This window comes from Vibrio orientalis CIP 102891 = ATCC 33934 (assembly GCF_000176235.1).
GTDB classification, from domain to species: domain Bacteria; phylum Pseudomonadota; class Gammaproteobacteria; order Enterobacterales; family Vibrionaceae; genus Vibrio; species Vibrio orientalis.
In genome coordinates, this window is record NZ_ACZV01000002.1 from 234878 (window position 1) to 260313 (window position 25436).

The 25436-nt window shown below is 44.8% G+C and carries 23 protein-coding genes; 10 read left to right on the forward strand and 13 right to left on the reverse strand.

What is annotated here, in order from left to right:
- Positions 1-62 precede the first annotated feature (62 nt).
- Both fkpB and ispH read left to right on the forward strand, forming a co-directional pair.
- Positions 63-494, forward strand: coding sequence for an FKBP-type peptidyl-prolyl cis-trans isomerase (gene fkpB, locus VIA_RS01895; protein WP_004410249.1), 432 nt, complete (start codon positions 63-65; stop codon positions 492-494).
- A 24-nt stretch (positions 495-518) separates the two neighbouring features.
- Entirely contained in the window at positions 519-1484 is a 966-nt protein-coding gene (gene ispH, locus VIA_RS01900; protein WP_004410252.1) for a 4-hydroxy-3-methylbut-2-enyl diphosphate reductase, read from the forward strand.
- Positions 1485-1594: 110 nt separating this feature from the next.
- Here ispH and VIA_RS01905 read toward each other — a convergent pair whose 3' ends face one another.
- Positions 1595-3079, reverse strand: coding sequence for a carbon starvation CstA family protein (locus tag VIA_RS01905; protein WP_004410255.1), 1485 nt, complete (start codon positions 3077-3079; stop codon positions 1595-1597).
- A 219-nt stretch (positions 3080-3298) separates the two neighbouring features.
- Between VIA_RS01905 and VIA_RS01910 the strand changes: the two genes are divergently transcribed.
- Both VIA_RS01910 and VIA_RS01915 read left to right on the forward strand, forming a co-directional pair.
- Positions 3299-3649 (forward strand): DUF2799 domain-containing protein, encoded by a 351-nt coding sequence (locus VIA_RS01910; protein WP_004410258.1) that lies wholly within the window; start codon positions 3299-3301, stop codon positions 3647-3649.
- Positions 3650-3753: 104 nt separating this feature from the next.
- A complete protein-coding gene (locus VIA_RS01915; RefSeq protein ID WP_004417395.1) occupies positions 3754-4095 on the forward strand; it encodes a hypothetical protein in 342 nt (113 codons plus the stop codon).
- 29 nt (positions 4096-4124) lie between these two features.
- Here VIA_RS01915 and murQ read toward each other — a convergent pair whose 3' ends face one another.
- Genes murQ through VIA_RS01935 form a run of 4 tightly spaced genes read right to left on the reverse strand, consistent with a single transcriptional unit; the run spans position 4125 to position 8636 of the window.
- Positions 4125-5048, reverse strand: coding sequence for an N-acetylmuramic acid 6-phosphate etherase (murQ, locus tag VIA_RS01920; RefSeq protein WP_004410262.1), 924 nt, complete (start codon positions 5046-5048; stop codon positions 4125-4127).
- An 8-nt stretch (positions 5049-5056) separates the two neighbouring features.
- On the reverse strand, positions 5057-6169 hold the full coding sequence (locus VIA_RS01925; protein WP_004410264.1) for an anhydro-N-acetylmuramic acid kinase: 1113 nt from the start codon (positions 6167-6169) through the stop codon (positions 5057-5059).
- Complete coding sequence (locus VIA_RS01930; RefSeq protein WP_004417397.1) at positions 6162-7040, reverse strand: glucosamine kinase nucleotide-binding domain-containing protein; 879 nt, start codon at positions 7038-7040, stop codon at positions 6162-6164. The genes VIA_RS01925 and VIA_RS01930 overlap by 8 nt, the downstream gene beginning before the upstream one ends.
- A gap of 3 nt (positions 7041-7043) precedes the next feature.
- Positions 7044-8636 (reverse strand): sodium:solute symporter, encoded by a 1593-nt coding sequence (locus VIA_RS01935; RefSeq protein ID WP_004410267.1) that lies wholly within the window; start codon positions 8634-8636, stop codon positions 7044-7046.
- Positions 8637-8871: 235 nt separating this feature from the next.
- Here VIA_RS01935 and VIA_RS01940 point away from each other — a divergent pair, with 235 nt between their 5' ends.
- A complete protein-coding gene (locus tag VIA_RS01940; RefSeq protein WP_004410273.1) occupies positions 8872-9720 on the forward strand; it encodes a MurR/RpiR family transcriptional regulator in 849 nt (282 codons plus the stop codon).
- 9 nt (positions 9721-9729) lie between these two features.
- Positions 9730-10716, forward strand: coding sequence for a beta-N-acetylhexosaminidase (gene nagZ / locus VIA_RS01945; protein WP_004410276.1), 987 nt, complete (start codon positions 9730-9732; stop codon positions 10714-10716).
- A 43-nt stretch (positions 10717-10759) separates the two neighbouring features.
- On the opposite strand, the gene btsR is transcribed toward nagZ, so the two are convergent.
- Entirely contained in the window at positions 10760-11482 is a 723-nt protein-coding gene (gene btsR, locus VIA_RS01950) for a two-component system response regulator BtsR (protein WP_004410277.1), read from the reverse strand.
- A 9-nt stretch (positions 11483-11491) separates the two neighbouring features.
- Entirely contained in the window at positions 11492-13168 is a 1677-nt protein-coding gene (locus VIA_RS01955; RefSeq protein ID WP_004417398.1) for a sensor histidine kinase, read from the reverse strand.
- 237 nt (positions 13169-13405) lie between these two features.
- Between VIA_RS01955 and VIA_RS01960 the strand changes: the two genes are divergently transcribed.
- Together VIA_RS01960 and tyrA are read left to right on the forward strand one after the other, a co-directional pair.
- Positions 13406-14479, forward strand: a complete 1074-nt coding sequence (locus VIA_RS01960) for a 3-deoxy-7-phosphoheptulonate synthase (protein WP_004410281.1) — start codon at positions 13406-13408, stop codon at positions 14477-14479.
- Between the two features lie 22 nt (positions 14480-14501).
- The gene (tyrA, locus tag VIA_RS01965) at positions 14502-15629 is read left to right on the forward strand and encodes a bifunctional chorismate mutase/prephenate dehydrogenase (protein WP_004410284.1); all 1128 of its coding nucleotides are present in this window, start codon (positions 14502-14504) and stop codon (positions 15627-15629) included.
- A 57-nt stretch (positions 15630-15686) separates the two neighbouring features.
- Here tyrA and VIA_RS01970 read toward each other — a convergent pair whose 3' ends face one another.
- The 3 genes from VIA_RS01970 to ettA form a co-directional block, all read right to left on the reverse strand.
- Positions 15687-16700 (reverse strand): M23 family metallopeptidase, encoded by a 1014-nt coding sequence (locus tag VIA_RS01970; RefSeq protein WP_004417400.1) that lies wholly within the window; start codon positions 16698-16700, stop codon positions 15687-15689.
- Positions 16701-16711: 11 nt separating this feature from the next.
- The gene (locus VIA_RS01975) at positions 16712-17083 is read right to left on the reverse strand and encodes a PilZ domain-containing protein (RefSeq protein ID WP_004410288.1); all 372 of its coding nucleotides are present in this window, start codon (positions 17081-17083) and stop codon (positions 16712-16714) included.
- A gap of 168 nt (positions 17084-17251) precedes the next feature.
- Positions 17252-18919 (reverse strand): energy-dependent translational throttle protein EttA, encoded by a 1668-nt coding sequence (gene ettA / locus VIA_RS01980; protein WP_004410290.1) that lies wholly within the window; start codon positions 18917-18919, stop codon positions 17252-17254.
- 257 nt (positions 18920-19176) lie between these two features.
- On the opposite strand from ettA, the gene sltY reads away from it, so the two are divergent.
- Entirely contained in the window at positions 19177-21132 is a 1956-nt protein-coding gene (gene sltY, locus VIA_RS01985; RefSeq protein ID WP_004410292.1) for a murein transglycosylase, read from the forward strand.
- 15 nt (positions 21133-21147) lie between these two features.
- Complete coding sequence (gene trpR / locus VIA_RS01990) at positions 21148-21456, forward strand: trp operon repressor (protein ID WP_004410295.1); 309 nt, start codon at positions 21148-21150, stop codon at positions 21454-21456.
- A 25-nt stretch (positions 21457-21481) separates the two neighbouring features.
- Here trpR and yjjX read toward each other — a convergent pair whose 3' ends face one another.
- Genes yjjX through VIA_RS02005 form a run of 3 tightly spaced genes read right to left on the reverse strand, consistent with a single transcriptional unit; the run spans position 21482 to position 25350 of the window.
- Positions 21482-22009, reverse strand: a complete 528-nt coding sequence (gene yjjX, locus VIA_RS01995; RefSeq protein ID WP_004410298.1) for an inosine/xanthosine triphosphatase — start codon at positions 22007-22009, stop codon at positions 21482-21484.
- Positions 21981-24326, reverse strand: a complete 2346-nt coding sequence (locus tag VIA_RS02000; protein ID WP_004417402.1) for a putative bifunctional diguanylate cyclase/phosphodiesterase — start codon at positions 24324-24326, stop codon at positions 21981-21983. The genes yjjX and VIA_RS02000 overlap by 29 nt, the downstream gene beginning before the upstream one ends.
- Positions 24310-25350 (reverse strand): polyamine ABC transporter substrate-binding protein, encoded by a 1041-nt coding sequence (locus VIA_RS02005; RefSeq protein WP_004410307.1) that lies wholly within the window; start codon positions 25348-25350, stop codon positions 24310-24312. Before VIA_RS02005 ends, VIA_RS02000 begins: the two co-directional genes overlap by 17 nt.
- Positions 25351-25436: the final 86 nt, after the last annotated feature.

A 25436-nucleotide genomic window follows, 5' to 3' on the forward strand; every position in this document is an offset into this window, starting at 1 on the left:
GCGCTAATTGGTGTGCCTTTCTAGCATCGATAAAATAACAACAACTCCAAGGAAGTAGTAACGTGACGACAATTGCCCAAGATTCAGCAGTAACTCTGCATTTTACCATTAAAATGCAAGACGGTTCGGTAGCCGACAGTACCCATAACATGGGGAAGCCAGCAAAGCTTGTTATCGGCGATGGCAGCTTAAGTGAAAACTTTGAGCAGTGCTTACTCGGTTTAAAAACTGGAGACCAAAAAGCGATTGAGCTTAAAGCTGAAGATGCGTTTGGTATGCCAAACCCTGATCATGTCCACCATATGGATCGCGCCAAGTTTGTTGGTGATGCTGAGGTTGAAGTCGGTACCATTATGGCATTCTCTGGCCGTGATGGTATGGAGATCCCAGGCATTATTACCGAAATCGCCGGTGATTCAGTAACAGTAGACTTCAACCATCCACTTGCTGGGCAAGATGTGACTTTTGAAGTTGAGATTTTGTCAGTAGAATAAGCGGCCAAAGAAGAAAACGACTCCATGAGCAATGAAATGAAAATTAAGTTAGCTAACCCTCGCGGTTTTTGTGCCGGTGTAGATCGTGCCATCAGTATCGTTGAGCGTGCTTTAGAAATGTACCAGCCACCGATCTATGTACGCCACGAAGTGGTACATAACCGTTTTGTTGTGGAAGGCTTAAAGCAGCGCGGGGCTATCTTTGTTGAAGAGTTAAGTGAAGTGCCAGATGACAACATTGTTATCTTTTCTGCTCATGGTGTCTCGCAGGCAGTGCGCAAAGAAGCTAAGCAGCGTGATTTAACCGTGTTTGATGCAACTTGCCCACTAGTGACTAAAGTCCATATGGAAGTGGCTCGCGCGAGCCGTAAGCATATGGAAGTGGTCTTAATCGGTCATGTTGGTCACCCTGAGGTTGAAGGCACGATGGGCCAATACGCCAGTGATGAAGGCGGTATGTACTTGGTTGAAAGACCAGAAGACGTTCTTAAGCTTAAAGAACTGGTTAAAGACCCTAATCACTTGCACTATGTCAGCCAAACCACGTTATCGGTTGATGAAACAGCAGACGTCATTGAAGAGCTGCGTCGCGTATTCCCTGATATCCAAGGTCCACGTAAAGATGATATCTGTTACGCAACACAAAACCGCCAAGATGCGGTGCGTGAAATGGCCACTGACGTTGATGTGGTGATTGTGGTTGGTTCTAAAAACTCTTCAAACTCTACTCGCTTAAAAGAGCTAGCTGAAAAGTTAGGTACCCCGGGTTACTTAACGGATTGCCCTGAAGATATCGAACCAAAATGGTTTGAAGGAAAAGTGAAAGTTGGCGTTACTGCTGGCGCCTCTGCACCAGAAGAGTTGGTCAATCAAATCCTTGAGCGCATTAAAGATCTGGTTGGCACGCGATCGGTTGAAGAAATTCAAGGTCGCGAAGAGAACATGTTCTTTGAAGTGCCTAAAGAGTTGCAAATTAAACAAGTCGATTAGCCGTTAACTGTTACTTAAAGCCAGCATCTATTGCTGGCTTTTTTATTGTCTGTACAAAAGAAAAGGCTCCCGGAGGAGCCTTAAACGTTAGCAAGCGAAGTGCGATTTGCTTATGCAGTTTCTGTTACTGCTTGTGGTTTTTCTTCATCAGCTAGGTCAGTTTCGCCTTTACCTTTTGAACGCTTAATCACATAAGCAGTCACGGCTAGAGTAAATAGAACTCCCGAAATCGTTGACACTTGAATCGGTAGACCAAAGCCTAACGTGCTGTTGTTAAGAATGAAGGTCGCACACACAGTAGTCATAAACATCGCAGGGATTGTAGTAATCCAGTGCATCTTGTTGTGACGTAGTAGGTACGCTGAAGCTGTCCACAGCATCATTACAGCCGTTGATTGGTTAGCAAAGCCGAAGTAGCGCCAAATAATGCCGAAGTCTACTTGAGTTAAGATGCCGCCGATTACAAACAGTGGCACTGCCATCATTAGGCGATTACGTAGGGCTTTTTGATCAACGTTGAAGTACTCAGCTAAAATTAGACGGCTTGAGCGGAATGCTGTGTCACCAGAAGTAATGGGTAGAATCACCACACCTAGGAAGGCAATCACACCACCAAATACACCCAGTAGGCCAAATGATGCGCTGTATACCACGTTACCCGGGCCGCCATTCTTCACTGCTTCAGACAGTGCGTCGAGTGAGCCGAAGAAAGAGAGAGCAATAGCACACCAGATTAAAGCGATAACACCTTCACCAATCATTGCACCGTAGAAAACGAAGCGACCATTCTTTTCGTTCTCCATACAACGAGCCATCAATGGTGACTGTGTTGCGTGGAAGCCAGAGATAGCGCCACAAGCAATGGTAATGAATAGCGCAGGCCATAGCGGCATATCATTCGGGTTTAGGTTTGTGAACATGTCAGAAACTTGGAAGTCACCCATAACAGTATGCTCGCTTGAGAAAGCAACCGCCGTCATTAGGCCTACAGACATGAAGATCAGTAGTGCGCCGAATAGTGGGTAGAAACGGCCGATGATCTTATCGACAGGAACAATCGTTGCGATGATGTAGTAAGCAAAAATCGCGATAACCATTGTGGTCATGCTGACGCTTAGGCTAGTTTGATCATTAATTAGGTTGGTGATCATACCCGCTGGAGCGGAAACAAACACAACGCCTACAAGTAGCAGCAGAATAATGGCAAAAATGTTCATAAAATGTTTTGCGCCATTACCTAGGTAGCGACCAGTAATTGTTGGGACTGAAGCACCGCCATTGCGAACGGAAAGCATGCCAGAGAAGTAGTCGTGTACTGCGCCAGCAAAGATACAACCAATCACAATCCAAAGCATTGCCGCTGGGCCATACAGAGCACCCATGATAGGGCCGAAGATTGGACCAACACCTGCTATGTTCAATAATTGAACTAGGTAAACTTTCTTCGTCGACATTGGTACGTAGTCAACGCCATCCGTTTTGGTATGGGCAGGTGTTTGACGCTTTTCGTTGATACCAAAAATCTTCTCAACGAATGCACCGTAAATAAAGTAGCCGCCGATTAAAGCTGCAACACAGGTTAGAAACCACAACATAACACTTGTTCCTTGGTGAAATTGATTAAGCTCACGATGAATACTAAATAAACTCATCCCAAGCTTCATTCGCTTCACAAGTGAACGGTCATATAGCAGATTGAGTGGTTTGCTGAGAAACTAAATGGTTTTTCTCTAATCTCAGTGGCATTTATTTGAGTTTAGTGGTTTGATGGCTAGGTTTACCTACCTTAACCAGCAAAAAAACAAGGAAAAACAATGAGAAAAATAGTTATCGCTGCGATGGTGGCACTCGTTACGGCTTGTGCAAGCAGTCCTGAGCAGTTAGCTGAACAAGGAGATTGGCACCAAATTGGTTATCAAGATGGAGTCAGTGGTCACACACAACGTTCGTTTAAAGAGCTGGCAAGTTTGGGCAGCGTTAAACAAGCGGACTATGACCAAGGCTATTTAGAAGGAGTTGGAGAATACTGTAACCCAGATTTTGCTTATCAAATCGGCTTATCAGGTCAATATTATGAAGGCGTTTGTGAAGGCACAGAAAATGCTCAGAAGTTTCGCATGGAGTGGCAGCGTGGCTGGAATGAACATTCTAATCATGCAAACTAATTGTCTCAAATTTGAGATGGATAATTAGAAAAGCCTGACAGAGCGAGTTGTTGATTTTTGTTACTTTATTTTGCAAATCAACCATAAAGTAACATGAGATTAGAATGAGAAAGTACTGGATACTTGCGCTCTGTTTAGCCCCGTTAATGGCGAATGCGGGTAACCCGCTTAAAGAAGCGGTGAAAGCGAACCGTAATTACCAAGCTGAAAAGCAGCAGATTAACCATCGTATCAATAAAACGAAGCGTTCGTTAAAGCAAGTCAGTGATGGCACCTACGCTGACGATAAAGTTAAGCAAAAGGTCAATCAAGCATCAAGCAAGTACACCCATAAGATGAACAATGCCAAGAAGCTAACTGATCCCAAACAACTTAAGCGCAAAGCGAACAACAAGATAAAGCAAGAGAAGCGTAAAGCCGTCGATAAATGGCTAGCTGAAGATTAACAGAGGGAGCCATTCCCTCCGTTAAGACATTACCTTTGATGGCTTTGTACCGCTTTGCGTAAGAAGCCATCTTGCTTATCTAGCTGTTGGCGGGCAGTGTCAATCGGCATACCGGTTAAAAGAACCAAGATGGCAAGCTTCACATCATAGTCGGTTTGCTCTAGCGTTTTCGTCGCCTCACTTTCATCGCACTCCGTGGCTTGCATCACGATACGAGAGGCGCGAGCGATCAACTTTTTGTTGGTCGCTTTTACATCCACCATTAGGTTTTGATAGCTCTTACCTAAACGAATCATACTTGCTGTGGTTAGCATGTTGAGCACCAGCTTTTGTGCAGTACCAGATTTTAATCGAGTTGAGCCAGTGAGTGCTTCAGGGCCGACGACAGGACTAATGGATATTTGAGCCACATCAGCAATTGGAGAGTCAGGGTTACAAGATAGGGCGACGGTTGTTGCACCTATGTCATTGGCATAGTTTAGCGCGCCAATTACGTAAGGTGTACGTCCACTTGCCGCGATGCCGACCACGACATCCTTAGTGCTAAAATCGATCGATTTCAGATCGTCGACACCAAGTTCAACCGAGTCTTCTGCGCCTTCTTTTGCTTTAAGAATTGCTTCAGGGCCACCTGCTATTAAGCCGATCACCATCTGATCTGAGACGCCAAAGGTTGGTGGGCATTCGGATGCGTCCAGCACACCCAATCGCCCGCTGGTGCCTGCGCCCGTATAAATTAGGCGTCCACCTTGTTGAAATGCCGCTGTGATTTTATCTACTGCTTGCGCTATTTCAGGCAACACTTTTTCTACTGCTAATGGAACAAGCTGATCTTGTTGGTTAATTCGCTTCACTATCTCTAAAGAAGGCAGTAAGTCGATATCCATGGTTTCTGGGTTTCGACCCTCTGAGACAAGGTGAGATAGAGCTGCAATAAGTGCGTCGTTCGTCATGTGAGTCCTTATTTATCTGCGGGGTAGATAACCCCAAGAGAAGCCAATTTAGAGGCTCCTGTCACTTCAGGCAGATTACTTGGTAAGTTGTGAATACGGCGATAGGCAAGCCAAGCAAAGGCCATCGCTTCCATATTATCACTGTCGATACCTTTGTCGTTTGTGGTCATTACGGTCCAATCTGGGAGTACCTGAGACAATCGCTCCATAAGTAGCGGGTTCTGCGCACCGCCGCCACAAGTGAGTAGTTCGGGCTTATCGCCGATTTGATACTTCTCCACTTCCTGCGCGATAGAGGTGGCGGTGAATTCGCATAGCGTTCGTTGCACATCGTGATGAGGTAGTGAATGCCTAGCCAAGATGTTTTCTAGCCATGTTAGGTTAAATAGTTCGCGGCCAGTGCTTTTAGGTGCAGCCAGTGACAAGTAGGGTTCGCTGAGCAGTTCAGCAAGCAGGGAATTATTCACCTCACCCTGCAGAGCAAACAGCGCATCTTTATCATAAGGCTGTTTGAGATGCTTCATACACCACGAGTCCATTAGCATGTTACCTGGGCCGGTATCATAGCCAATCACGGCTAGACTAGGGCGAAGTACTGAAATATTAGCAATACCACCGATATTAAGCACCACTACACTAGAGTGAGTGGAGTGAAAGATAGATTGATGAAAGGCAGGGACTAACGGTGCACCTTGGCCACCTAATGCCATATCTTTACGCCTAAAATCCGCTACGGTATCAATACCTGTAAGGGCGGCAATAATATTGGCGTCACCGAGTTGCATCGTAAATGGGCTGTCACTGTTAGGCTGGTGGAATACAGTTTGGCCATGATTACCAATGGCGGTTACTTGTGATGCGGTATAGTCAGATATATTCAGCAAGCTATTGATAGCTTCTGCATAGAGCTTGCCGAGTTGGTGATCGATTTCGCCCACTTCAATTAGATTGGTTTGTTGGCCAATACAGATATTGAGCACGCGTTGTTTAAGCTCATCAGGTATAGGGTAGTCTTGTGATGCTAAGAGGCGCAGTTGATTATCTTCAATTTCGACAAGTGCGGTATCAATGCCATCAAGGCTGGTGCCCGACATGACCCCAATATACAGTTCTTTATTCATTGATGAGTTCCACCTGTTGCTTAGCCAATAAGGTTGCACCATCCAAGGCATTACCTTTAGCGTCAATCACTCTTTGCTGCCAATGCGTTTTAAGATGAGCTTGATAGTATGCGCCCAAACTTCCTAGAAAAGCGATATCTAACTCATTATTTTTGCAGCATTTTGTAATGAGATTATCAATGTGTCGATGGGCCTCATCCAAAATAGCTTGGCTGTTCCGGCAGCCTTGCTCAGCGTATTCAATCACGATTGGCGCTAACTGAGCAAAATCTGCCGCTTTGGCCATTTTTAACCATTGAAGCAAGGTTTTTCGATCGCGGCCAAAATGTTCAATCAAGTAGCCAGTAAGTGGAGATGTTTCTAAAGTTTCAATGGAGTTAATCAATACTCGAATCGCTTGTTGGCCAAGCCAAGCTCCGCCAGCCTCATCACCAATTGGAAAGCCCCATCCGCCGAATAGTTCGGTGTCGCTTTCGGCAGTGAGCGTCATTGCCACGGCACCAGTACCGATGGCTATAGTATTGACGGCTTTGCCATTGTTGGCGCCTAGAAGTGAGATATGGGCGTCAGTCGTGACAATGCAATATGGATAATCAGCGAGTGCGTTCTGTAACTGTTGCTTGAGCTTTGGGTTGCCCGCTCCAGCTACTCCAATCACTATCGAGACATTTTTCGCCTTTAAATGGCATTGCTCTAAGCAGTACTCAATGGCGTCTTTAATGGTCGCTATGGCCGCACTGCCTTGTTGAGTAAGGGATGACGGACCGGATGTTAAGCTGAAAAACGGGTCCGTCGTTAGGGGGGCTAGAGGCGTTAAACGAAGGGCGGTTTTGGTACCGCCCCCGTCGACAGCAAGAAGGTGCGTAATCATGAGTTATACAGTCTGTAAGTCATTTTGTTCTTGTTGTTGTGTCTTACCACACAGGCATACACAAAGTGAAACCAATGTGCCAATACATAATTGGTATGGGAATGCGAGTCGTACCCCAACCCAATCAGTGTTAATAACGCCCATTACGCTATCCCAAACGTAGGCTTGCAGCAGTAACGTCGTTAAGAAACCAGCTATTAGAGCCATCGCAACGGATGTCTCGCTGCCACGTTTGGTAAAGATAGCAGTGAAGTAGACACCGAGTAAGCCTGTGTAGGCGAAGACCATTACGCTCAGTGCAAAAGAGAGTAGTGGCATGTCTGTATATTGCTGCCAGTAGTAACATAAGATGCCCATACTACCGAGCGCAATGGCTGCAACCGCCATACCAAAACGGCCTGCTTTTACGTAATGGAAGTCATCTTGCTTGCCATCTTTAGCCTCTTTCCAAGGTTTATAGAGATCTTGAATCGCGACTGATGACATTGAATTTAAACCAGAGTTTAGGGTAGAGAGCGCCGCAGCCACTACGCCGACAGTTACTAGCCCTCTCAGACCTGCTGGCATCTCATTAAGCACGTAGTACATGAAGATGGTGACGTGCTCGCCATTGAAATTCTGCACGACTTCTTTACCTTCTACTCCCATCAGTTCAGGGCGTTGGTAGAAAATGTACAGCAGTAGTCCAATGGTCATAAATACCAGTACAACAGGGATAGAAAACACAATCGAATTAATCATCGCTTGTGAACCTTGTTTGGCGTTTTTACATGTCAGTACTCGTTGGGTCATGTCTTGGTCTAGGCCGAATGCACCGATATTGAGCAGCACAAAGCCAGTAATACACGCCCAAAAGCTGAATGTTCCTGCTGGTGAGAAATCTAAGCTGAAGTCGAGCAGCGTCAGCTTCGACATCTGGTCATCACCGGGATTTTGCAACGCATGCACGATTTGCCCCATGTCGGCTGGGATCTGACCTAATAAGTAGACGATGACAGCAAGCGCAGCACCAACATAAACAACCAACTGAATCAGATCGCTCCAGATGACCGAACGAATCCCACCCATGTAGGTATAAGCAAGGCCAACAATAACCAATATAACGACAGAAGTGACAACGCTAGAAGGATCGATATTGGTAAATAGGATCATAGAGACGGCAATGGCAGCCATGTAGAGACGAGAACCCGATGCGAATACGCGGCCAACAAGATACATCAAGCCAGCACGTTGTTTGGTCTTCTCACCAAAACGAATTCTCAGCAGTTCGTAAACGGTGGATACTTTGTTCTGGTAGAAGCGAGGGATCAGCACCCAAGCAACAAACAGTGCACCTAAGATACCGCCGATGTTGGTTGCAAGGTAAGTTAGGTTGCCACGATAGCTAGATTCTGGTCCGCCGAGAAAGGTTGCGGCTGATTGTGACGTCGCAAGAACTGACACGGCCACCACCCACATTGGCATACTGTTGCCACCAAGAAAGTAGTCTTTAGTTGAAGTAATTTTGACACGGCTAAAGTGCCAACCTGTATAAGCAATCAATGCGAAATACAACGCAAACACTGCCCAATCTAATGAAGTAAATAGCGAATTCATAGCAGCTCCGTAGCATGAATTATGTAGGGTATATATCGTTGTTATTTTGCACAGTATGTCGGGTTGAATAGGCAACCCAAAACTCTATTCCTTGATGGAATAATGAGCAGTTCTTTTTTTTGATGACGGTCCCAATTGGAGACTAAAGCTATTCCAAAGTGAATTAGAAGTTGGAATAGCTATTCCTAATAAACAGCGGGATAAGTAAACTAAGTGGCATTAAAGGAGTGTTTAAATGAAAGGCTTACCTCGTATAAATGCGATGCTTCCACAGCTTTCACCTTCTGATCGTTTAATTGCTCAGTTCTTATTGGAGCACCCTGAGCAGGTTAAGTTGTTCTCTTCTCCTGAGCTAGCTAAGACGATCGGAGTTAGCCAATCAACGGTTGTTAAATTCAGCCAAAAGGTGGGATACAGCGGTTTCTCTGAGTTGAAGTTAAAGTTGTATGAAGGCGACATTAGCTATCAACCTACCTCACGTAAGACGATTCATGGTTCGATCTCACGTAGTGATGACACCCAAGTGGTTATGGAAAAGCTATTGTCCAGCAAGCAACGCTCTTTAGAACGTACGGTTGCTTTGAATGACGACGTGAATATTCAATCTGCGACTGAATTACTCCATAATGCCAGCAAAATTCAAATCTCTGGAGTTGGTGCTTCATCGCTGGTGGCGAAAGATCTTAGTTATAAATTGATGAAAATTGGTCATGCGGTTCATTGTGAGCATGATGCGCATATCCAAGTAGCGAACGCTTCAGCTTTGAATGAAAATGATGTGCTGGTCGCGCTTTCTTATTCAGGTCGAAGCAGAGAGATTTTACGTGTGGCGCAGATTGCCAAAGGACGAAAAGCTAAGGTGATTACTATTAGCCAATTGGCTCCCACACCATTAGACAAATATGCCGATATTAAGTTGATGACGGCAGCGGATGAAGAGCAGATTCGGAGTTCATCAATTACCGCGCGAGATAGTCAGCTACTAATGACTGATCTGCTCTTTATTGCTTTAACTCAGCAAGAAGAGAGTGCCGACCAGCTAATTGAACAGAGTAAGTCCGCAGTTGCGGCACTAAAACAATAAGGAATAAACATGGGACCGTTATGGCTAGATGTGGCAGGTTGCGAACTGACCGCTGAAGACAAAGAAATATTACAGCACCCAACAGTTGGTGGTTTGATTCTATTTGCGCGCAACTACCATGATAGCGAGCAATTATTGGCGTTGAACAAATCTATCCGCCAAGCGGCTAAGCGCCCAATTCTAATCGGTGTTGACCAAGAAGGTGGTCGAGTACAGCGTTTCCGTGAAGGTTTCTCACTCATTCCTGCTTCCGAGCAATATGCCAAGCAGGCAAACGGTGAGCAGTTAGCAGAGCTGGGTGGTTGGCTAATGGCTGCGGAGCTAGTAGCTCACGATATCGACTTAAGCTTTGCCCCTGTGTTGGATAAAGGCCATGAGTGTAAAGCGATTGGTAGCCGAGCATTTGGTGATGATGTTGATACGATTATTCGTCAAAGCCTAGCGTATATGAAAGGGATGAAATCCGTTGGTATGGCGACCACTGGTAAGCATTTTCCTGGCCACGGTGGGGTTGTTGCTGACTCTCACCTAGAAACGCCTTTTGATAATCGCGATACGATAGTTGAGCAAGATATGGCGATCTTCAAAGCTCAAATTGAAGCCGGAATATTAGACGCGATGATGCCTGCGCATGTGGTGTACCCACATTATGATGATCAGCCTGCGAGTGGTTCAGAGTTCTGGCTTAAGCAAGTGCTGCGTCAAAAGCTAGGATTCAATGGGATCATCTTCTCTGATGACTTAACCATGGAAGGTGCGGCGATCATGGGTGGACCCGCAGAACGAGCTCATCAATCGCTGGTGGCTGGGTGCGATATGGTGCTGGTATGTAATCAGCGTGATGCCCAGGTCGAAGTATTGGATAACTTACCGATTATGGAAACTCCGGGAGCAGAAAAACTGCTTAAAACTCAGAGTTTCTCCTTAGCTGAGTTGCAGCGCAGTGAGGCCTGGAAGCAAGCATCACAAGCGATGCAGCGATTGACTGAAGCATAATAAAAGAAGAGCCCAAGAGAGGCTCTTTTTTTTTCGTATTAAGTTAGTGGAAGCCGAGCATCTCTTTTAAGGCTTTAAGGTAGCGGCGACTGACTGGCAGGGGGTGCCCACTCACCGTGATGATTTCTGCCAAACCATTTTCCAACAATTTGATCTCTTTAATAGCCTGAATATTTACCAGAAACTGCCGGTGGCAGCGGACCAAATTGGTTTTCTCTTCTAGCACTTTTAAGGTCAACTGAGAGTCGGCCTTCTGATCATGAGTTTGAATATGTACACCGCTAATATCGCTATAAGAAAACTCAACATCTTTAGTCGGAATGATGACGATGCGGTTAAGGCCAATGCAAGGAATCTGGTCCAAGCTTGGTGGGGCTATCGCCGCAACTTGTTGTTTGTTGACGGTTAGTTGGGATTTGAGCAGTCGTTGTACAGTCTTGTCTAAACGGCAGGTATCGACAGGTTTTAGCAGGTAATCAAATGCGTTGTCCTCAAAAGCCTGAATAGCAAACTCATCGTACGCGGTGACAAAAACAACCTTTGGCATGGTATCAGGGTCGAGCATTCCGAGCAGTTCAATGCCAGTGATTTGTGGCATCTGAATATCGAGAAACACCACATCAGGTTTTAACTGATTGATTTTTTTTAGGCCTTCAATGGCGTTGCTAGCTTGATCAATAACTTCGATATGACCCGTTTCTTCGAGTAATTCGGTTAACTCCTCACGAGCCAACAATTCGTCATCAATGACTAAAGCAGAGAGCATAGGGATACCTTAATACGTGTTCTCATCAGGAATAATAAAGCTCATTTGGGTTAAGTGATTCGGTTTCACCTCAATATTGAGAGCTGCCGCGCGACCAAATTTGTTGGTTAATCTTTTATCGACGATCTGCATACCCAGCCCGGCATGATCTTGCGCAGGGGTCACATAGCTTCCGGCATTGTCTTCCACTATAACTTTTACTCCGCCTGAGACCTTCTGGCTGTAGATGTGGATTTGGCCACCTTCAATTAGGTTAGAGATACCGTGTTTGATGGCGTTTTCGACTAACGGTTGCAAAGTAAATGTCGGGACTTTGCGCTTCAACAAGCTTTCATCGATATCAATACTGACCTCAAGCCGGTCGGTAAAACGGGCCTTCTCAATCGATAAGTACGCATTAACGTGTGCCAGCTCCTCTTTGAGTGTTACCGTTTCGATATCTTGTTTTAAGTTACTACGGAAAAAGTGCGACAACTGCTGGATGAGTTCGCGTGCTTTACTTGGATCTCGTCGAACTACAGCACTGATGGTATTGAGTGCGTTGAAGAGAAAGTGTGGGTTAACCTGCGCATGCAGCAATTTGATTTCTGCTTGAGAAAGCAAGGTCTGTTTTTGTTGATACTCACCAAATAGAATTTGGCTTGAGAGCAATTGAGCAATGCCTTCCGCCATCGACATATTAATGGTTGAAAATAGCTTTCTCTTTGGCTCGTACAGCTTGATGGTGCCAATAACCTTGTCGCCGGTACGCAATGGAATAATCAACGCAGAGCCGAGTTTGCAGTCCGCTGAGAGTGAGCACTGGTACGGCTTTTCTTTGCCATCTAAATAGATAATGTCGTTTTTATTGATCGCATCTAACGTGCTTTGCGAGGAAATCGGCGTATTCGGCTTATGGTGATCATCGCCAATGCCAACAAAGGCAAGGATCTTTTGTTCATCGGTAATCGAAACGGCGCCAACATTGGTCTCTTCATAAATGATGCGAGCAATCTTGTCGGCATTTTGTGAGTTAAACCCGGAAGCGAGAATACCGACCGAACGCTCGGCAATGTTTAGCGCACGACGAGAAAAGGTGGCGGAGTACTCTTCAAAAATGGTTTTGCGATCTTGCAGGATACTCATAAAAAGCCCCGCGCCGACTGAGTTAGCAATGATCATTGGCGCCGCAATAGCCGAAACAAGCGCGTAAGCTTGATCGAAGGGCTTAGCTACGATCAGTATGATCGTCATCTGCACCACTTCGGCGATTAAAGTGATGGCAAATACCACACTTGGATTGAACAGTTGCTGTGATTTGCCTTTTCTTACAAAGTAGACGTGAAAAAGGCCACCAATCAAGCCTTCTGCCGTAGTCGAAATAGCACAAGCTAAATCAGTAAAGCCACCCAGTGAATATCGGTGTAGACCGCCTGTTAGGCCGACGAAGAAGCCCACGACAGGGCCGCCAAACAAGCCTCCCATTACTGCCCCAATCGCTCGTGTATTAGCGATGGCGTCGTTGATCTGCAAACCAAAATAGGTGCCCATGATGCAAAATAGAGAAAAAAGCACATAGATGCTTAACTTATGGCTAAGTCGATTGGAAATATTAAGCAAAGGCAAAAAGATAGGGGTCTTACTTAGCATGTAGGCAAGCATTAGGTAGACACACATCTGTTGCAGTAAGGAAAGGATTAAGTCCATAGCGATAAAGTCAGCGGCATTTGAGTGCTATTTTAGGAAAGAATGTTGTGAGAAAACATGCTTAGTTCATATTTCTGGTAGAAAAGTCGATAAATAATTGGTTGTAAAGTTATATTTACGGCGTGTTTTTTATTGTTTACATCTTGAAATCTTAATTCAGACTGTTATGTTATGGTTATTCTAGCCAAGTTCATACGGAAGATACTTGGTGTAAAATATAATATACAGGTTTGGGTTATGCAGAAAAGTGAATTAAGCAATATTAACATCAGCGATGAGCAGGTGCTGATTACACCAGAAGAGCTGAAAGCAAAGTTACCATTGAGTGATAATGCTCGTCGCTTTATTCAAGAGTCTCGCCAAACTATTGCCAATATTCTTCATAAGAAAGATCACCGACTGCTCATCGTTTGCGGTCCTTGTTCTATTCACGATGTTGAGGCGGCGAAGGAGTACGCGAAACGCCTTAAAGCATTGTCAGAGCAACTGAGTGATCAACTGTATATTGTTATGCGCGTGTACTTTGAAAAGCCACGTACAACCGTTGGCTGGAAAGGCTTGATCAATGACCCGCACTTAGATGGCACGTTTGATATCGAGCATGGTCTGCATGTTGGTCGCGAGTTACTGGTGGAATTGGCGGAGATGGAAATTCCATTGGCAACAGAAGCACTAGATCCAATTAGCCCGCAATATTTAGCAGACACCTTTAGCTGGGCAGCAATTGGTGCGCGTACCACGGAATCACAGACTCACCGCGAAATGGCGAGTGGCCTTTCAATGCCAATTGGTTTTAAAAATGGTACCGATGGCAACCTTGCCACCGCTATCAATGCGATGCAGGCTGCGTCATCTAGTCACCGTTTTATGGGGATTAACCGTGAAGGTCAGGTCGCGCTATTGACCACTCAAGGTAACCCAAATGGCCACGTTATTTTACGTGGTGGTAAGCAGACTAACTATGACTCTGTATCAGTTACTGAGTGTGAGCAAGATATGGCAAAACATGGTTTAGACGCGTCATTGATGGTGGATTGTAGCCATGCTAACTCTCGTAAAGATTTCCGCCGTCAGCCACTGGTGGCAGAAGATGTCATCCACCAAATTCGCGAAGGCAATAAATCGATCATTGGCCTTATGATTGAGAGTCATATCAATGAAGGTAACCAACCATCGGGTATTCCGTTAAGTGAAATGCAATATGGCGTATCTATTACCGATGCGTGTATCAATTGGGATACAACTGAGGCACTATTACGTCATGCACATGAAGAGCTAGTTCCTTTCCTAGAAGATAGATTGAAAGGCTAAAACGAGAGCACAAGGAATATCAATGGCCGTTGAATTGAACGAATTGCGTGATCAAATTGACGCAGTAGACAAACAGATTCTGGATTTATTAGCACAGCGACTCTCTTTAGTTGAGAAAGTCGGAGAAGTGAAAAGTGAGCATGGTTTACCTATCTATGCTCCAGACCGTGAAGCCGCGATGTTGGCTTCGCGCCGTCAAGAGGCTGAGAAGAAAGGTGTTCCGCCACAGCTGATTGAAGACATTCTTCGCCGAACTATGCGCGAATCCTACGCCAGTGAAAAAGACTCAGGCTTTAAATGCTTAAACCCAGAGCTGCGTTCTGTGGTAATTGTCGGTGGTAACGGTCAACTAGGTGGTCTATTTGGCCGTATGTTCAAGCTTTCTGGCTATGATGTAAAAGTATTAGGCAGTAAGGATTGGGATAGTGCTGATGAGATCCTAGCAGATGCAGGCATGGTGGTGGTGACCGTGCCGATTCACCTGACAGAAGGTGTGATTGAGAAACTCGGTAATCTGCCAAAAGACTGTATCTTATGTGATTTAACGTCGATTAAGTCTAAACCGCTGCAAGCGATGATGAACGTTCACCAAGGCCCAGTCGTCGGTTTACACCCAATGTTTGGTCCGGATGTTCCGAGCTTAGCAAAACAGGTGATTGTCTACTGTAATGGGCGTGGGGAAGAGCATTACCAATGGCTACTGAAGCAGTTCTCTATTTGGGGAGCGAGCCTTTGCCAGATTGATGCCAGTGAGCATGATCACGGCATGACGTTGATTCAAGCGCTGCGCCACTTTACTTCATTTGCTTACGGGCTACACCTAAGCCGAGAGAACCCAAATATCGATAAGTTGTTGCAGTTAAGCTCGCCAATTTACCGTCTAGAGCTAGCGATGGTTGGGCGCTTATTTGGCCAAGATCCTAACTTATATGGCGACATTATTCTTTCTTCTGATGAAAACATCGATATGATCAAACGTTTCCATCGTTGCTTCGGTGAAGCATTAGAAATTCTTGATGGCAAGGATAAGCAAGCCTTTGTCGAGAGTTTTGATCGAGTGAGTGATTGGTTTGGTGATTACTCTAAGCAGTTCTTAGATGAAAGTCAGAACTTGCTAAAGCAAGCCAACGATTCGATTCATCGCGGCTAATTAAGTGAACTTACAAAAAGAGCGACCAACTTGGTCGCTCTTTTTATTTTGTTTCGTTTACTGAACCGAAATATTTTCTAGCGCTCGTTCAGTTTCGTTTTTTACCGTACTCACGGAACTGTCATGGTAAGGATTGTTGGTTAGGTTAACCTGCAAACGCACCGTATCATCAATCAACTTAACCAGCGGCGCCCATTTCACTTTCTTCTCTTTCTCAAAAAGATAGTTAAAGTTCTCTGGCGTCCAGTCCATAGTGTATTGAGGGTTGAGTGTCCGACCAAGGAAGCGCACTTCATAATGAAGGTGGGGGCCGGTTGAATTGCCTGAGTTACCACAAGTCGCAATTAAGTCACCTTTACTGACAAACTGCCCACTGCGCACTTTGAATTTTTGCAGGTGAGCATAGGAGCTCATAAAGCCGAATGAGTGGCGTAAGGTGAGAAAGTTACCATACCCTTTTGAACTAGGACGGACCGTTTCAATCACACCGTCGGCAGGGGCGTAAATCTCTTCTCCACGCTTACAGGTTAAGTCGATGCCCATATGAGTATGACGCTTACCTGTGATCGGGTTAGTTCGGCGGCCATATGACGAGGAGACGCGTAAATAATTGAGCGGTGAATCATTGGGAATCATGCGAAACATCGTTGCGCGTACTGCTGAGTCGATCGCAGCAGCATCAATTCGGTTCTCTAGATTGGTTTCATCAATAGAGTTTTCATCCGCCAGTCCAAGCGCAGACTCAACATCAAAAACGCGCTTACCAAGAATACTGACTTGGTCGCGTTTTTCTTCGAGCTCTTGGGAAAGGGTGTGAGTTTCTTGAACTTGTTGTTGGTAAAGAAGCTCAAGGTCTTGCTTCTGTGCTTCAATATCTTCAAGTTGACTGACTAAAACTCGAAACTCTTGTTCTGTCTGGCGCTCTTGTAGCCAGCTATAAACGCCATAGCCAGCCCCTAACGTAGCAATTCCGAAAGCAGAAACGATGGACACTAATAGTGTAGTTCGCGAAACGTAGAAGTTCTGTACCCCTGATTTCGCAGGGATAGAAATGGTAATATTCTTAGACATAACGAGTTAGATTAGGTGTATTCACCTAGGTCAGATAAGTGCTCGATGTCTCTATGTAATAGTTCATCGTCACCTACATTTAATTCAACTAACCGCTTCAAATGCCCGATACTTTCTATATCAATGTGATCAATACAAATACGAATCACATTGTTATTGAGTCCAACGATGTTCCCTACAAGCTGGATCGAGACATCACTTCCTGAAAGCGAAAAATCCACATCGATCTGTTTATCACCATCTAGCAACTCTGATTGTTCACTAGTCACCAATAATCCATGTAAGGAAAGGTCACTGATCAAGGCGTTGATCTGAGTCGAGCCTTGAGTTAGAACTACTTGGTTTTGATACACAATTCGCGAAAAACGACGTCGTTCAATCATAACTTTCTCTCTTAATTCCGATTCAGAAGAGTATCAAAATTACAGTGGTCACTATGCGTGCGCGTTCGCATTCTTCATGTTTATCAATGCCTGAGTTATCAGTATTGAGATCGATATAATAAAGGCCGCTAATATTAGCGGCCTTTGCATGAATATCAAGCAGTATTATTACTTAGTAATACGCTTGTATTTAATGCGATGTGGTTCCGCAGCTTCTGGACCAAGGGTCTTCTTCAACCACTCCATGTACTCAGTATAGTTACCTTCATAGAAGTTCACCTGACCTTCGTCACGGTAGTCGATGATGTGAGTCGCAATACGGTCTAAGAACCAGCGGTCGTGCGAGATAACCATTGCACAACCCGGGAACTCTAGCAGCGCTTCTTCTAGTGCACGTAGCGTCTCAACGTCAAGGTCGTTGGTTGGTTCATCGAGTAGCAGTACGTTACCGCCAGCTTTAAGTAGCTTAGCTAGGTGGACACGGTTGCGTTCACCACCAGAAAGCTCACCGATGACCTTTTGTTGGTCTGAGCCTTTGAAGTTAAAGCGCGAACAGTAAGCACGAGCAGGGATTTCGAAGTTGTTGATCTTGATGATATCAGCGCCTTCAGAGATCTCTTGGAATACTGTTTTGCTGTCATCCATTGAGTCACGGAACTGATCAACAGAAGCAAGCTTAACAGTATCACCCATTTCAATCGTACCAGCGTCTGGTTGTTCAGTTCCGCTTAGCATCTTGAATAGCGTCGATTTACCTGCACCGTTAGCACCGATGATGCCGACAATAGCACCTTTAGGCATGCTAAATGATAGGTCATCAATCAGTACACGTCCGTCGAACGATTTAGTTAGGTTATTGACTTCGATAACCTTATCACCTAGGCGCTCACCTGGTGGGATAAACAGTTCGTTGGTTTCGTTACGTTTCTGGTGATCGCCACTTTGTAGCTCTTCAAAGCGTGCCATACGAGCTTTCGACTTCGCTTGACGACCTTTAGGATTTTGACGAACCCACTCAAGCTCTTTCTCAATCGTTTTTTGACGAGCTTTCTCTTGTGATGCTTCTTGCTGTAGACGAGCGTCTTTTTGCTCAAGCCAAGAGGTATAATTACCTTGCCATGGAATACCTTCACCACGGTCAAGTTCAAGGATCCAACCCGCAGCGTTATCTAGGAAGTAACGGTCGTGGGTAATCGCAACCACAGTACCTGTATAATCCACTAGGAAACGTTCAAGCCAAGCAACAGATTCTGCATCAAGGTGGTTGGTTGGTTCGTCTAGTAGCAGCATGTCAGGTTTTTCTAGAAGCAGACGACAGATAGCAACACGGCGACGTTCACCACCAGATAGGTGTTCAATCTTAGCGTCCCATTCAGGAAGACGCAGTGCATCTGCCGCGCGCTCAAGAGAGTTTTCTAGGTTGTGACCATCTTTTGCTTGGATAAGCGCTTCTAGCTCGCCTTGCTCTTTTGCAAGAGCATCAAAATCAGCATCAGGTTCAGCGTATGCTGCGTATACTTCGTCAAGACGCTTCATTGCACCAGCAACATCAGATACGGCTTCTTCAACGATTTCACGAACTGTCTTTGACTCATCCAGTACTGGTTCCTGAGGTAGGTAACCAACATTGAGACCTGGTTGTGGACGTGCTTCACCGTCGATATCAGTATCGATACCCGCCATGATACGCAGTAGCGTCGATTTACCGGCACCGTTTAGACCCAAAACACCGATTTTTGCGCCAGGGAAGAAGCTTAGAGAGATGTCTTTAAGAATTTGTCGCTTTGGTGGCACAATTTTGCTCACGCGCGACATGGTATATACGTATTCAGCCATTGCCGATCGTTCCTAAATAATCAATTTACATAAAGGGTTATTTTATACTAATAGCGCTCAGTTTGTTACCAGAGAAACAACTCCTGTTAGCAACAAACGTTACTGTTGATGAATTTATAGGCAATAGTAAGCATAAAGTCGGCGAGACGTCACAGTAGTGTGAATTTATCAATATTTACACCTATTCGCTTTACACAGATGTTTACAATGAGCATTAATAGGAAAACGCATTTATATAATCTCAGGATGAGACCATAATGAACCTGACTTTCTCCAAGTCGCTGCAATGTATTCCTTCATCGGTTGTTTTTGTTTCTACGATGGCCTGCAGCGCAATCTTTGCAACGTCAGCAATGGCTGTCGACCTGCAAACCCAACGCGAGATTTATGATCAAGCACAAACGCTACTCGATTCTCAACAAGTAGCGGAATACCAAAAGATTCGACCATCAATCGCAGATTATCCTTTGACCCCTTATGTCGACTATCGCAGTTTTTTAGTCGGGCTAGGAGAGCGTCCACCTAGTGAGGTCGAGGCCTTTATTAAAGACCATTATTCATTCCCGTTCTCGAAACGTATTCGCGCGCCTTATATTGATCAACTAGCGAAAAAAGGTGAGTGGAAAAGATTGCTAGAGTTCCAGACCAGCGAACCGAGGGGGGAAACCTATCAGTGTCATTACTTCAATGCACAAGCGATAGCCGGTGATAAAGCACTTGCATTCCAAGGCGCGAAAAAACTTTGGTTGTCGGGCAAAAGCATTGCCGATGCTTGTGACCCGTTATTTGAGCGTTGGGATAAGGCTGGACTTAAAACTGATCAATTGATCCTTGATCGAATGGTATTAGCATTTCAGTCCCGTAATGGTGGCTTGATGAAATATCTGCAAAAGCAGCTATCGAGTGCTAAAGCTCAGGGCCAAGCAAAGCAAATATTGGCGCTGTTTAACAAACCGGAATCTGTGTTGTCATTTGCGAAAAAGCAGCCTGCAACAGATTTTAATCGCCAGCAAACAAAATTGGCGCTGCAGAAACTGGCTCGTAAAGACGTAGAACAAGCCCAACAGGTAGTTTCAGGGGTTGTGAAAGCGCAAAAGTTTGATCAAGAAGCGAGTCAAAAGTTAGCTGATTATATTGCGCTTAGGTTGATCAATACTGACTCTGATTCGTTGGCGAATTGGCGAGATAAGCAAACGGAAAACTCTTCAAGTGATACCTTGATAGAGCGCCGTATTCGCTTGGCCATTCAGCATGCCGATTGGCAAGGTGTAACGGATTGGATTGCCATTCTTCCGGAAGAATCTCAGGCTAGTTTACGTTGGCAATATTGGTTAGGGCGTAGTGAGTTAGCGCTTGGCAAGCGAAGTGCGGGTAAACAGCGTATGGAAGCGATCATTGGTCAGCGTAATTTCTATAGCGTTGCTGCTGCTAAAGAACTCAAGCGCTCAATTGCGTATCCAACGTCAGAAATCTCTCTAGATAAAGCGCGAGTGCAGGGCTTTAATAGCGATCTTATCCGAATTGAAGAGCTGATTGAGCGAGATAAAATAGCCGCAGCGAAGAGCGAGTGGAACTGGTTGCTAGAGCGTGCCGATAGTACTCAAAAAGAGATGTTAGCGGCATTTGCCTCATTTAAAGGCTGGCACCACTTAACGGTTACCGCGAGCATTAAAGCCAAAATGTGGGATAACATTCATATGCGTTTTCCTGTCGCTCATCGCTGGTGGTTTAACTTTTATGCAGACAAACACAGCATTGACCCAATTACTTTGATGTCTTTAGCAAGGCAAGAGAGTGCACTTGATATAGAAGCGCGTTCGCCAGTTGGAGCTCGAGGTATTATGCAGATTATGCCGTCGACCGCGAAGTACACCGCAAAGAAATACAAACTGAGTTATCAGGGTTCAAAAGAGCTGTACCAAGTGGGTAAGAACATTGAAATAGGCAGCCATTACCTTGATGGTTTGTTGGATCAATACGATAACAATCGAATTTTCGCCTTGGCAGCGTATAATGCAGGGCCAAACCGAGTGAAAACTTGGCGTGAGCGTACGCAAGGTAAGCTGGACGCTTACGCGTTTATTGAGGCGATTCCGTTTAAAGAAACTCGCGGCTATGTGCAAAACATTTTGATGTTTGAAACTTACTACCGAGAACTTCTTGGCGTGGATGGTGCCTTTTTAAATCAACATGAGTTGAATGCGAAATATTAGTGAGCACCTTATAAGATGTCATTAGAGCCAGAATATAAAGAGTGGCAACAGATCTTAGATCTGATCAGCGAGAGCAGCCAATCCCAGCAGCATGAAATGTTATTAACTATGCTGCTGACCCCTGATGAACGAGAAGCTTTGGTTGCGCGAGTCAATATCTTTCGCGAGTTGCTCAAAGGGGAGTTATCGCAAAGACAAATTAGTCAGATGCTAGGCGTGGGTATTGCGACCATTACTCGAGGCTCTAATGAATTGAAATCAAAGAGCGCAGAAGAGAAGCAAGAGATTGCTCTACTGCTAGAAAAGAAAGAAGGGAGCCAATAGGCACCCTTCTTTTTTGTTCTCAGGATTATAAATTGGCAGGAAAGTGCACAGGGTTAACAAAGGGAATTAAGGCCAGAATTAACGCCTGATGGTATACAGAGCTACGAGTGAGTAGGTCATGGGTTAGCAGGCTAATTGCCCCCCCTTTTTGTTTGATATTCTCGGTAGCAAAAACTTCATCCATTACATCACCTAGCTCATTAGCGTACTGAAGCTTTTCGATGACTACGGGCGGAAGCATTAAGCTTGCTGAGCGGGACTCGCCGCGATGAGTGGCGGATTCAACTACCATCCAAGCGAATGTGACATTGCCTTCAATCCCCGCTTCGAGGCCGACATAATAGTCACCATCTCCGTATTCCGCCTTGGCGTTTGCAACACGATTGAGCGCGCCTTTATGAGTTTCATCATTAGTCATTGGCTGGTCGGCAACGTCGCTTGCTACACTGACACCAACAAATTCAAATTTTTCGCCGCTAAACGATGCTTCAAAAGCGCTTTTTACAGCGTTAACTTTGGCGGGGTTAAGCGAGGCTACAATAACCTTCTTCATGGATATCAAGGTTTCCTTTCTGGGTTTTAGGTTCAGACTTTAACTGAGCTAAAGAGAGGGGCGATGACAAATAAAAGCCTTGCATATAGTCGCATTTGTTTTCGGCCAACCAACGATGCATCTCTTCTGACTCAATGCCTTCGGCAGTGACTATCATAGATTGAGAGTGACAAAGGTCAACCAGAGGTTTTACAACCTGATGGTTATTAGTTTTGATTAATGTCTCTAAGAATTCTCGATCAAACTTGATCTTCTGTACTGGGTATTCGACCAACTGGGTGATCGAAGTGTAGCCAGAACCAAAATCATCTATTGTTAGCTTAAAGCCCATTTGCGCTAATTCATGAAGTAATAAGTAGCTTTGCGAATCTGATGCAAAGGTTTCAGTAATCTCAAAATCAATCAAATGAGGCGTCACTGGGTAGCGAAGCATTAAAGACTGAATGTCGCTAGCCAGTTGTAGTGAATCCAACTCCGCGGAAGAGAGATTGATCGATAGATTAATCGGCGTTTCAAAGCAACCCTGTAGCTTTGTGAAGTCTTTAAAAGCTTGTTTGATAACCCAGCGGTCAATCGTGCCGAACAGACCAATTTGCTCTGAAATTGGGATGAATTCGCTTGGATTGACCTTACCTAATTGAGGTGAATCCCAGCGCAATAGGGCTTCGACACCTTTAATTACTTCTCCACTGCGATCGAAATAGGGCTGATAAAGCAGAGTAAATTCGTTCTCTAAATCACCGTTTCTTAATGCTCGTTCAACTTGTGCTTGGCGGCGAGCAACATCATCAAGGGCTTTAGAATAATACGCGATCTGATTTTTACCTGCGCGCTTGGCTTGGTACATCGCAGTATCAGCGTGCGAAAGGAGTTTAACCAGCTCGGTTCCATCGTCTGGATATGAGGTAATCCCTATACTAGCGGTAATTGGAAAATTGCCAATTGAGCTATAGGCAGGGTTTTGAATCGGCTCAAGTACGGCATGAGCTAAATCTTCTGCATAGTTGGTGTTGTGAGCTGCGGCAATAAAGATAGCAAACTCATCCCCAGATAGGCGAGATGCTAAACATTTGATGCCGTGACGGCGCTCGTACTCAAGACTGATGCGTTTGATGTGTTCAGCGAAGCTTACTAAGAGAGAATCGCCAATATGATGGCCGTACTTGTCGTTAACGTACTTAAAGTTGTCGAGATCGATATACAAAATCCAAGCAAACTTATGGATTAGTTTCTGCGCGAGAGAGCGCTCGACATAGGTTTGGAATTGATAGCGATTAGCCAATTGAGTGAGGTGGTCATTTTCAGCCATCGCTTTGGTTTTCTGATAACTGGAGTTGAGCTCTTTGTACATATCATAGAAACGAATTGATAGACGGCCAATCTCGTTGTCGTTGTTGAGCTTTTCAATATTGCTACGCCTTTTCATCTCAACATCTTGCAGTTGACGATCGAGGTGAGTAATCGGCTTAATCACATGGCGGTAGAGCAAAAACAACAGGATGAGCACTGTAACTAATGATGAGGCGCCGAATGACATCAGTAGCCGTTGTTCAATCTTAGCTAACTTCTCCGTCGTAAGGTATTGAGCGGGATCGAGAATGGCATGCAGACCAGGTTTGAGTTCCACAGATTGTGCGAGTCCCGACTTGATCACCGGTTCATCGGCAAAGAAGATACTACTATCGTTATCAAATTCTAAGATGTGTTTAAGTTGATCGAATTTTTCTAGTGATAGGGAGACAACGATGAAAAAAATCTGGTCTTTATTGTAACTCAGGGGGGAGACTAACGTGCTCCTGTCTAACACATCATAGCGCACTAAGATGCTTTGTCCTTGATAGCTTTTAGCAAAACCAGTATAGGAAGTATACCCAGTACTTTGGTAAATATTCTCGACGTACTTTAAAACGTTTTCATCAAGGGAAGCAAAAGGGTCTGTTTGATTATCAGCATAGAATTTGACGTTCTGGTTACTATCAACGATGGCGACGGCAATATCGTCTTGTTTGTTTGATTGTAAGGTTTCTATCGTTGTCTGTAGGTTGCTAATCAGTTTCACTTCTCGGTAGGGATTGTCCGCTTGACCAAAGTAATTGCGAATGATGTCGCTCTTCGTCAATGTTAAAGAGTAACTGTTGATTAGAGCTAATGATTGACGAAAGTGCCCTGCAAGCTTTTCCATTGAGAGTTGCAGGTAACTGTTTTCTCGTTTAATTAACGCATCTTTTTGATTGATATAAATGCTATAGCTAGAGACAGCTGCACTTAACATAATCACCGGTGCGACGAGTAGTAATACTCTAGTATTTAGCTTCATGACGTTTCAATAACTGGTTAATCATTTTCACTCTCATACTGATATTTTGTGCCGAGAGTTCACTATCTATTCTGGCGTTTTTCATGCGCTCTTGTGATGGGAACAATGATGCATCATCTAAATACCAATCAGGTAATAGTTCTATAGCACTTAAGTTGGGCGTAGCAGCTTTGATATCTATTGCATTCTTTGCAGCAACTCTGGGATCCATCAGATAGTTTAAAAAAGCTTTCGCAGTTTGTTTATTCTCAGAGTGGCTAGTGACGGCGAGGCAGTCAACCCAAACAAACATTTCACCTTCAGGAATGACATAGTCCCACTTGTCCTTACCAAAGAACCGATTTAGCGAGTACTGGTCGCCACTGTAAGCTAGGGCCATTTGCAGCTGATTAGGATCAGACTGACTGCGAATATAGCTTAAAATATATTCGTAGGTTAGGACACTATCGTTGAACGACATGATCGCTGAGTAAGCTGCATGAAGGTCGGTGGGGCTCGCTGTGGTAGGGGAAAGTCCTAAGCTATAAAAAACGGGTAAAAAGGTTTCGATACTGTCATTGATTAGGCCTATCTTACCCACCCATTCATCGTTAGGGTGAACGAACTCTTGCCACGTTAAAGGGGGCGCTTGAATTAGATCCTTTCGGTACGCAATCCCTACCGTTCCCCAGAAGTAAGGAATAGCATGGGTGCCACAAGCTTGGTTCCACTGGCTCTTATTGTTGGAGCGATTGGTTAAATGGGACAAATCTTCAAATGAACCCAGTCGACCATATATCTGAGCGGAGACGTTATCCAGAACCACAATATCAAATGGCAGTTGGACACTCTTCATCATCAATAAGCTTCGTTCATCATCATTATCAAAATGAGACAGTGTAATCGGTACACCGGTTTGCTTCTCCCAGTCACTGTGGACGTTGGGTGACAAGGTGTCTTCCCACATATAGATATTGAGAGGAGTTTCAGAGGCGAAGCTAATAGAGCTGACAAATAGGAATAGTGATAAGAAAGGAACTCTCATACTGACTAGGTATTACCTTTTGAATAAATCTGAAGGGACAGGCTTATCAGAGTCAGTGAATTCGAGCTGACACAACACTAATATGC

What these genes read in the sequence shown, in the direction of transcription:
- nagZ (WP_004410276.1), top strand. Translation starts at nt 9,730, where the DNA reads ATGGGACCGTTATGGCTAGATGTGGCAGGTTGCGAACTGACCGCTGAA.
- VIA_RS01975 (WP_004410288.1), bottom strand. Translation starts at nt 17,083, where the DNA reads ATGATTGAACGACGTCGTTTTTCGCGAATTGTGTATCAAAACCAAGTA.
- VIA_RS01970 (WP_004417400.1), bottom strand. Translation starts at nt 16,700, where the DNA reads ATGTCTAAGAATATTACCATTTCTATCCCTGCGAAATCAGGGGTACAG.
- VIA_RS01935 (WP_004410267.1), bottom strand. Translation starts at nt 8,636, where the DNA reads ATGAATTCGCTATTTACTTCATTAGATTGGGCAGTGTTTGCGTTGTAT.
- VIA_RS01960 (WP_004410281.1), top strand. Translation starts at nt 13,406, where the DNA reads ATGCAGAAAAGTGAATTAAGCAATATTAACATCAGCGATGAGCAGGTG.
- VIA_RS01930 (WP_004417397.1), bottom strand. Translation starts at nt 7,040, where the DNA reads ATGATTACGCACCTTCTTGCTGTCGACGGGGGCGGTACCAAAACCGCC.
- VIA_RS01940 (WP_004410273.1), top strand. Translation starts at nt 8,872, where the DNA reads ATGAAAGGCTTACCTCGTATAAATGCGATGCTTCCACAGCTTTCACCT.
- btsR (WP_004410277.1), bottom strand. Translation starts at nt 11,482, where the DNA reads ATGCTCTCTGCTTTAGTCATTGATGACGAATTGTTGGCTCGTGAGGAG.
- VIA_RS01925 (WP_004410264.1), bottom strand. Translation starts at nt 6,169, where the DNA reads ATGAATAAAGAACTGTATATTGGGGTCATGTCGGGCACCAGCCTTGAT.
- trpR (WP_004410295.1), top strand. Translation starts at nt 21,148, where the DNA reads ATGTCATTAGAGCCAGAATATAAAGAGTGGCAACAGATCTTAGATCTG.
- VIA_RS02005 (WP_004410307.1), bottom strand. Translation starts at nt 25,350, where the DNA reads ATGAGAGTTCCTTTCTTATCACTATTCCTATTTGTCAGCTCTATTAGC.
- ispH (WP_004410252.1), top strand. Translation starts at nt 519, where the DNA reads ATGAGCAATGAAATGAAAATTAAGTTAGCTAACCCTCGCGGTTTTTGT.
- sltY (WP_004410292.1), top strand. Translation starts at nt 19,177, where the DNA reads ATGAACCTGACTTTCTCCAAGTCGCTGCAATGTATTCCTTCATCGGTT.
- tyrA (WP_004410284.1), top strand. Translation starts at nt 14,502, where the DNA reads ATGGCCGTTGAATTGAACGAATTGCGTGATCAAATTGACGCAGTAGAC.
- VIA_RS02000 (WP_004417402.1), bottom strand. Translation starts at nt 24,326, where the DNA reads ATGAAGCTAAATACTAGAGTATTACTACTCGTCGCACCGGTGATTATG.
- ettA (WP_004410290.1), bottom strand. Translation starts at nt 18,919, where the DNA reads ATGGCTGAATACGTATATACCATGTCGCGCGTGAGCAAAATTGTGCCA.
- yjjX (WP_004410298.1), bottom strand. Translation starts at nt 22,009, where the DNA reads ATGAAGAAGGTTATTGTAGCCTCGCTTAACCCCGCCAAAGTTAACGCT.
- VIA_RS01955 (WP_004417398.1), bottom strand. Translation starts at nt 13,168, where the DNA reads ATGGACTTAATCCTTTCCTTACTGCAACAGATGTGTGTCTACCTAATG.
- VIA_RS01905 (WP_004410255.1), bottom strand. Translation starts at nt 3,079, where the DNA reads ATGTTGTGGTTTCTAACCTGTGTTGCAGCTTTAATCGGCGGCTACTTT.
- VIA_RS01910 (WP_004410258.1), top strand. Translation starts at nt 3,299, where the DNA reads ATGAGAAAAATAGTTATCGCTGCGATGGTGGCACTCGTTACGGCTTGT.
- murQ (WP_004410262.1), bottom strand. Translation starts at nt 5,048, where the DNA reads ATGACGAACGACGCACTTATTGCAGCTCTATCTCACCTTGTCTCAGAG.
- VIA_RS01915 (WP_004417395.1), top strand. Translation starts at nt 3,754, where the DNA reads ATGAGAAAGTACTGGATACTTGCGCTCTGTTTAGCCCCGTTAATGGCG.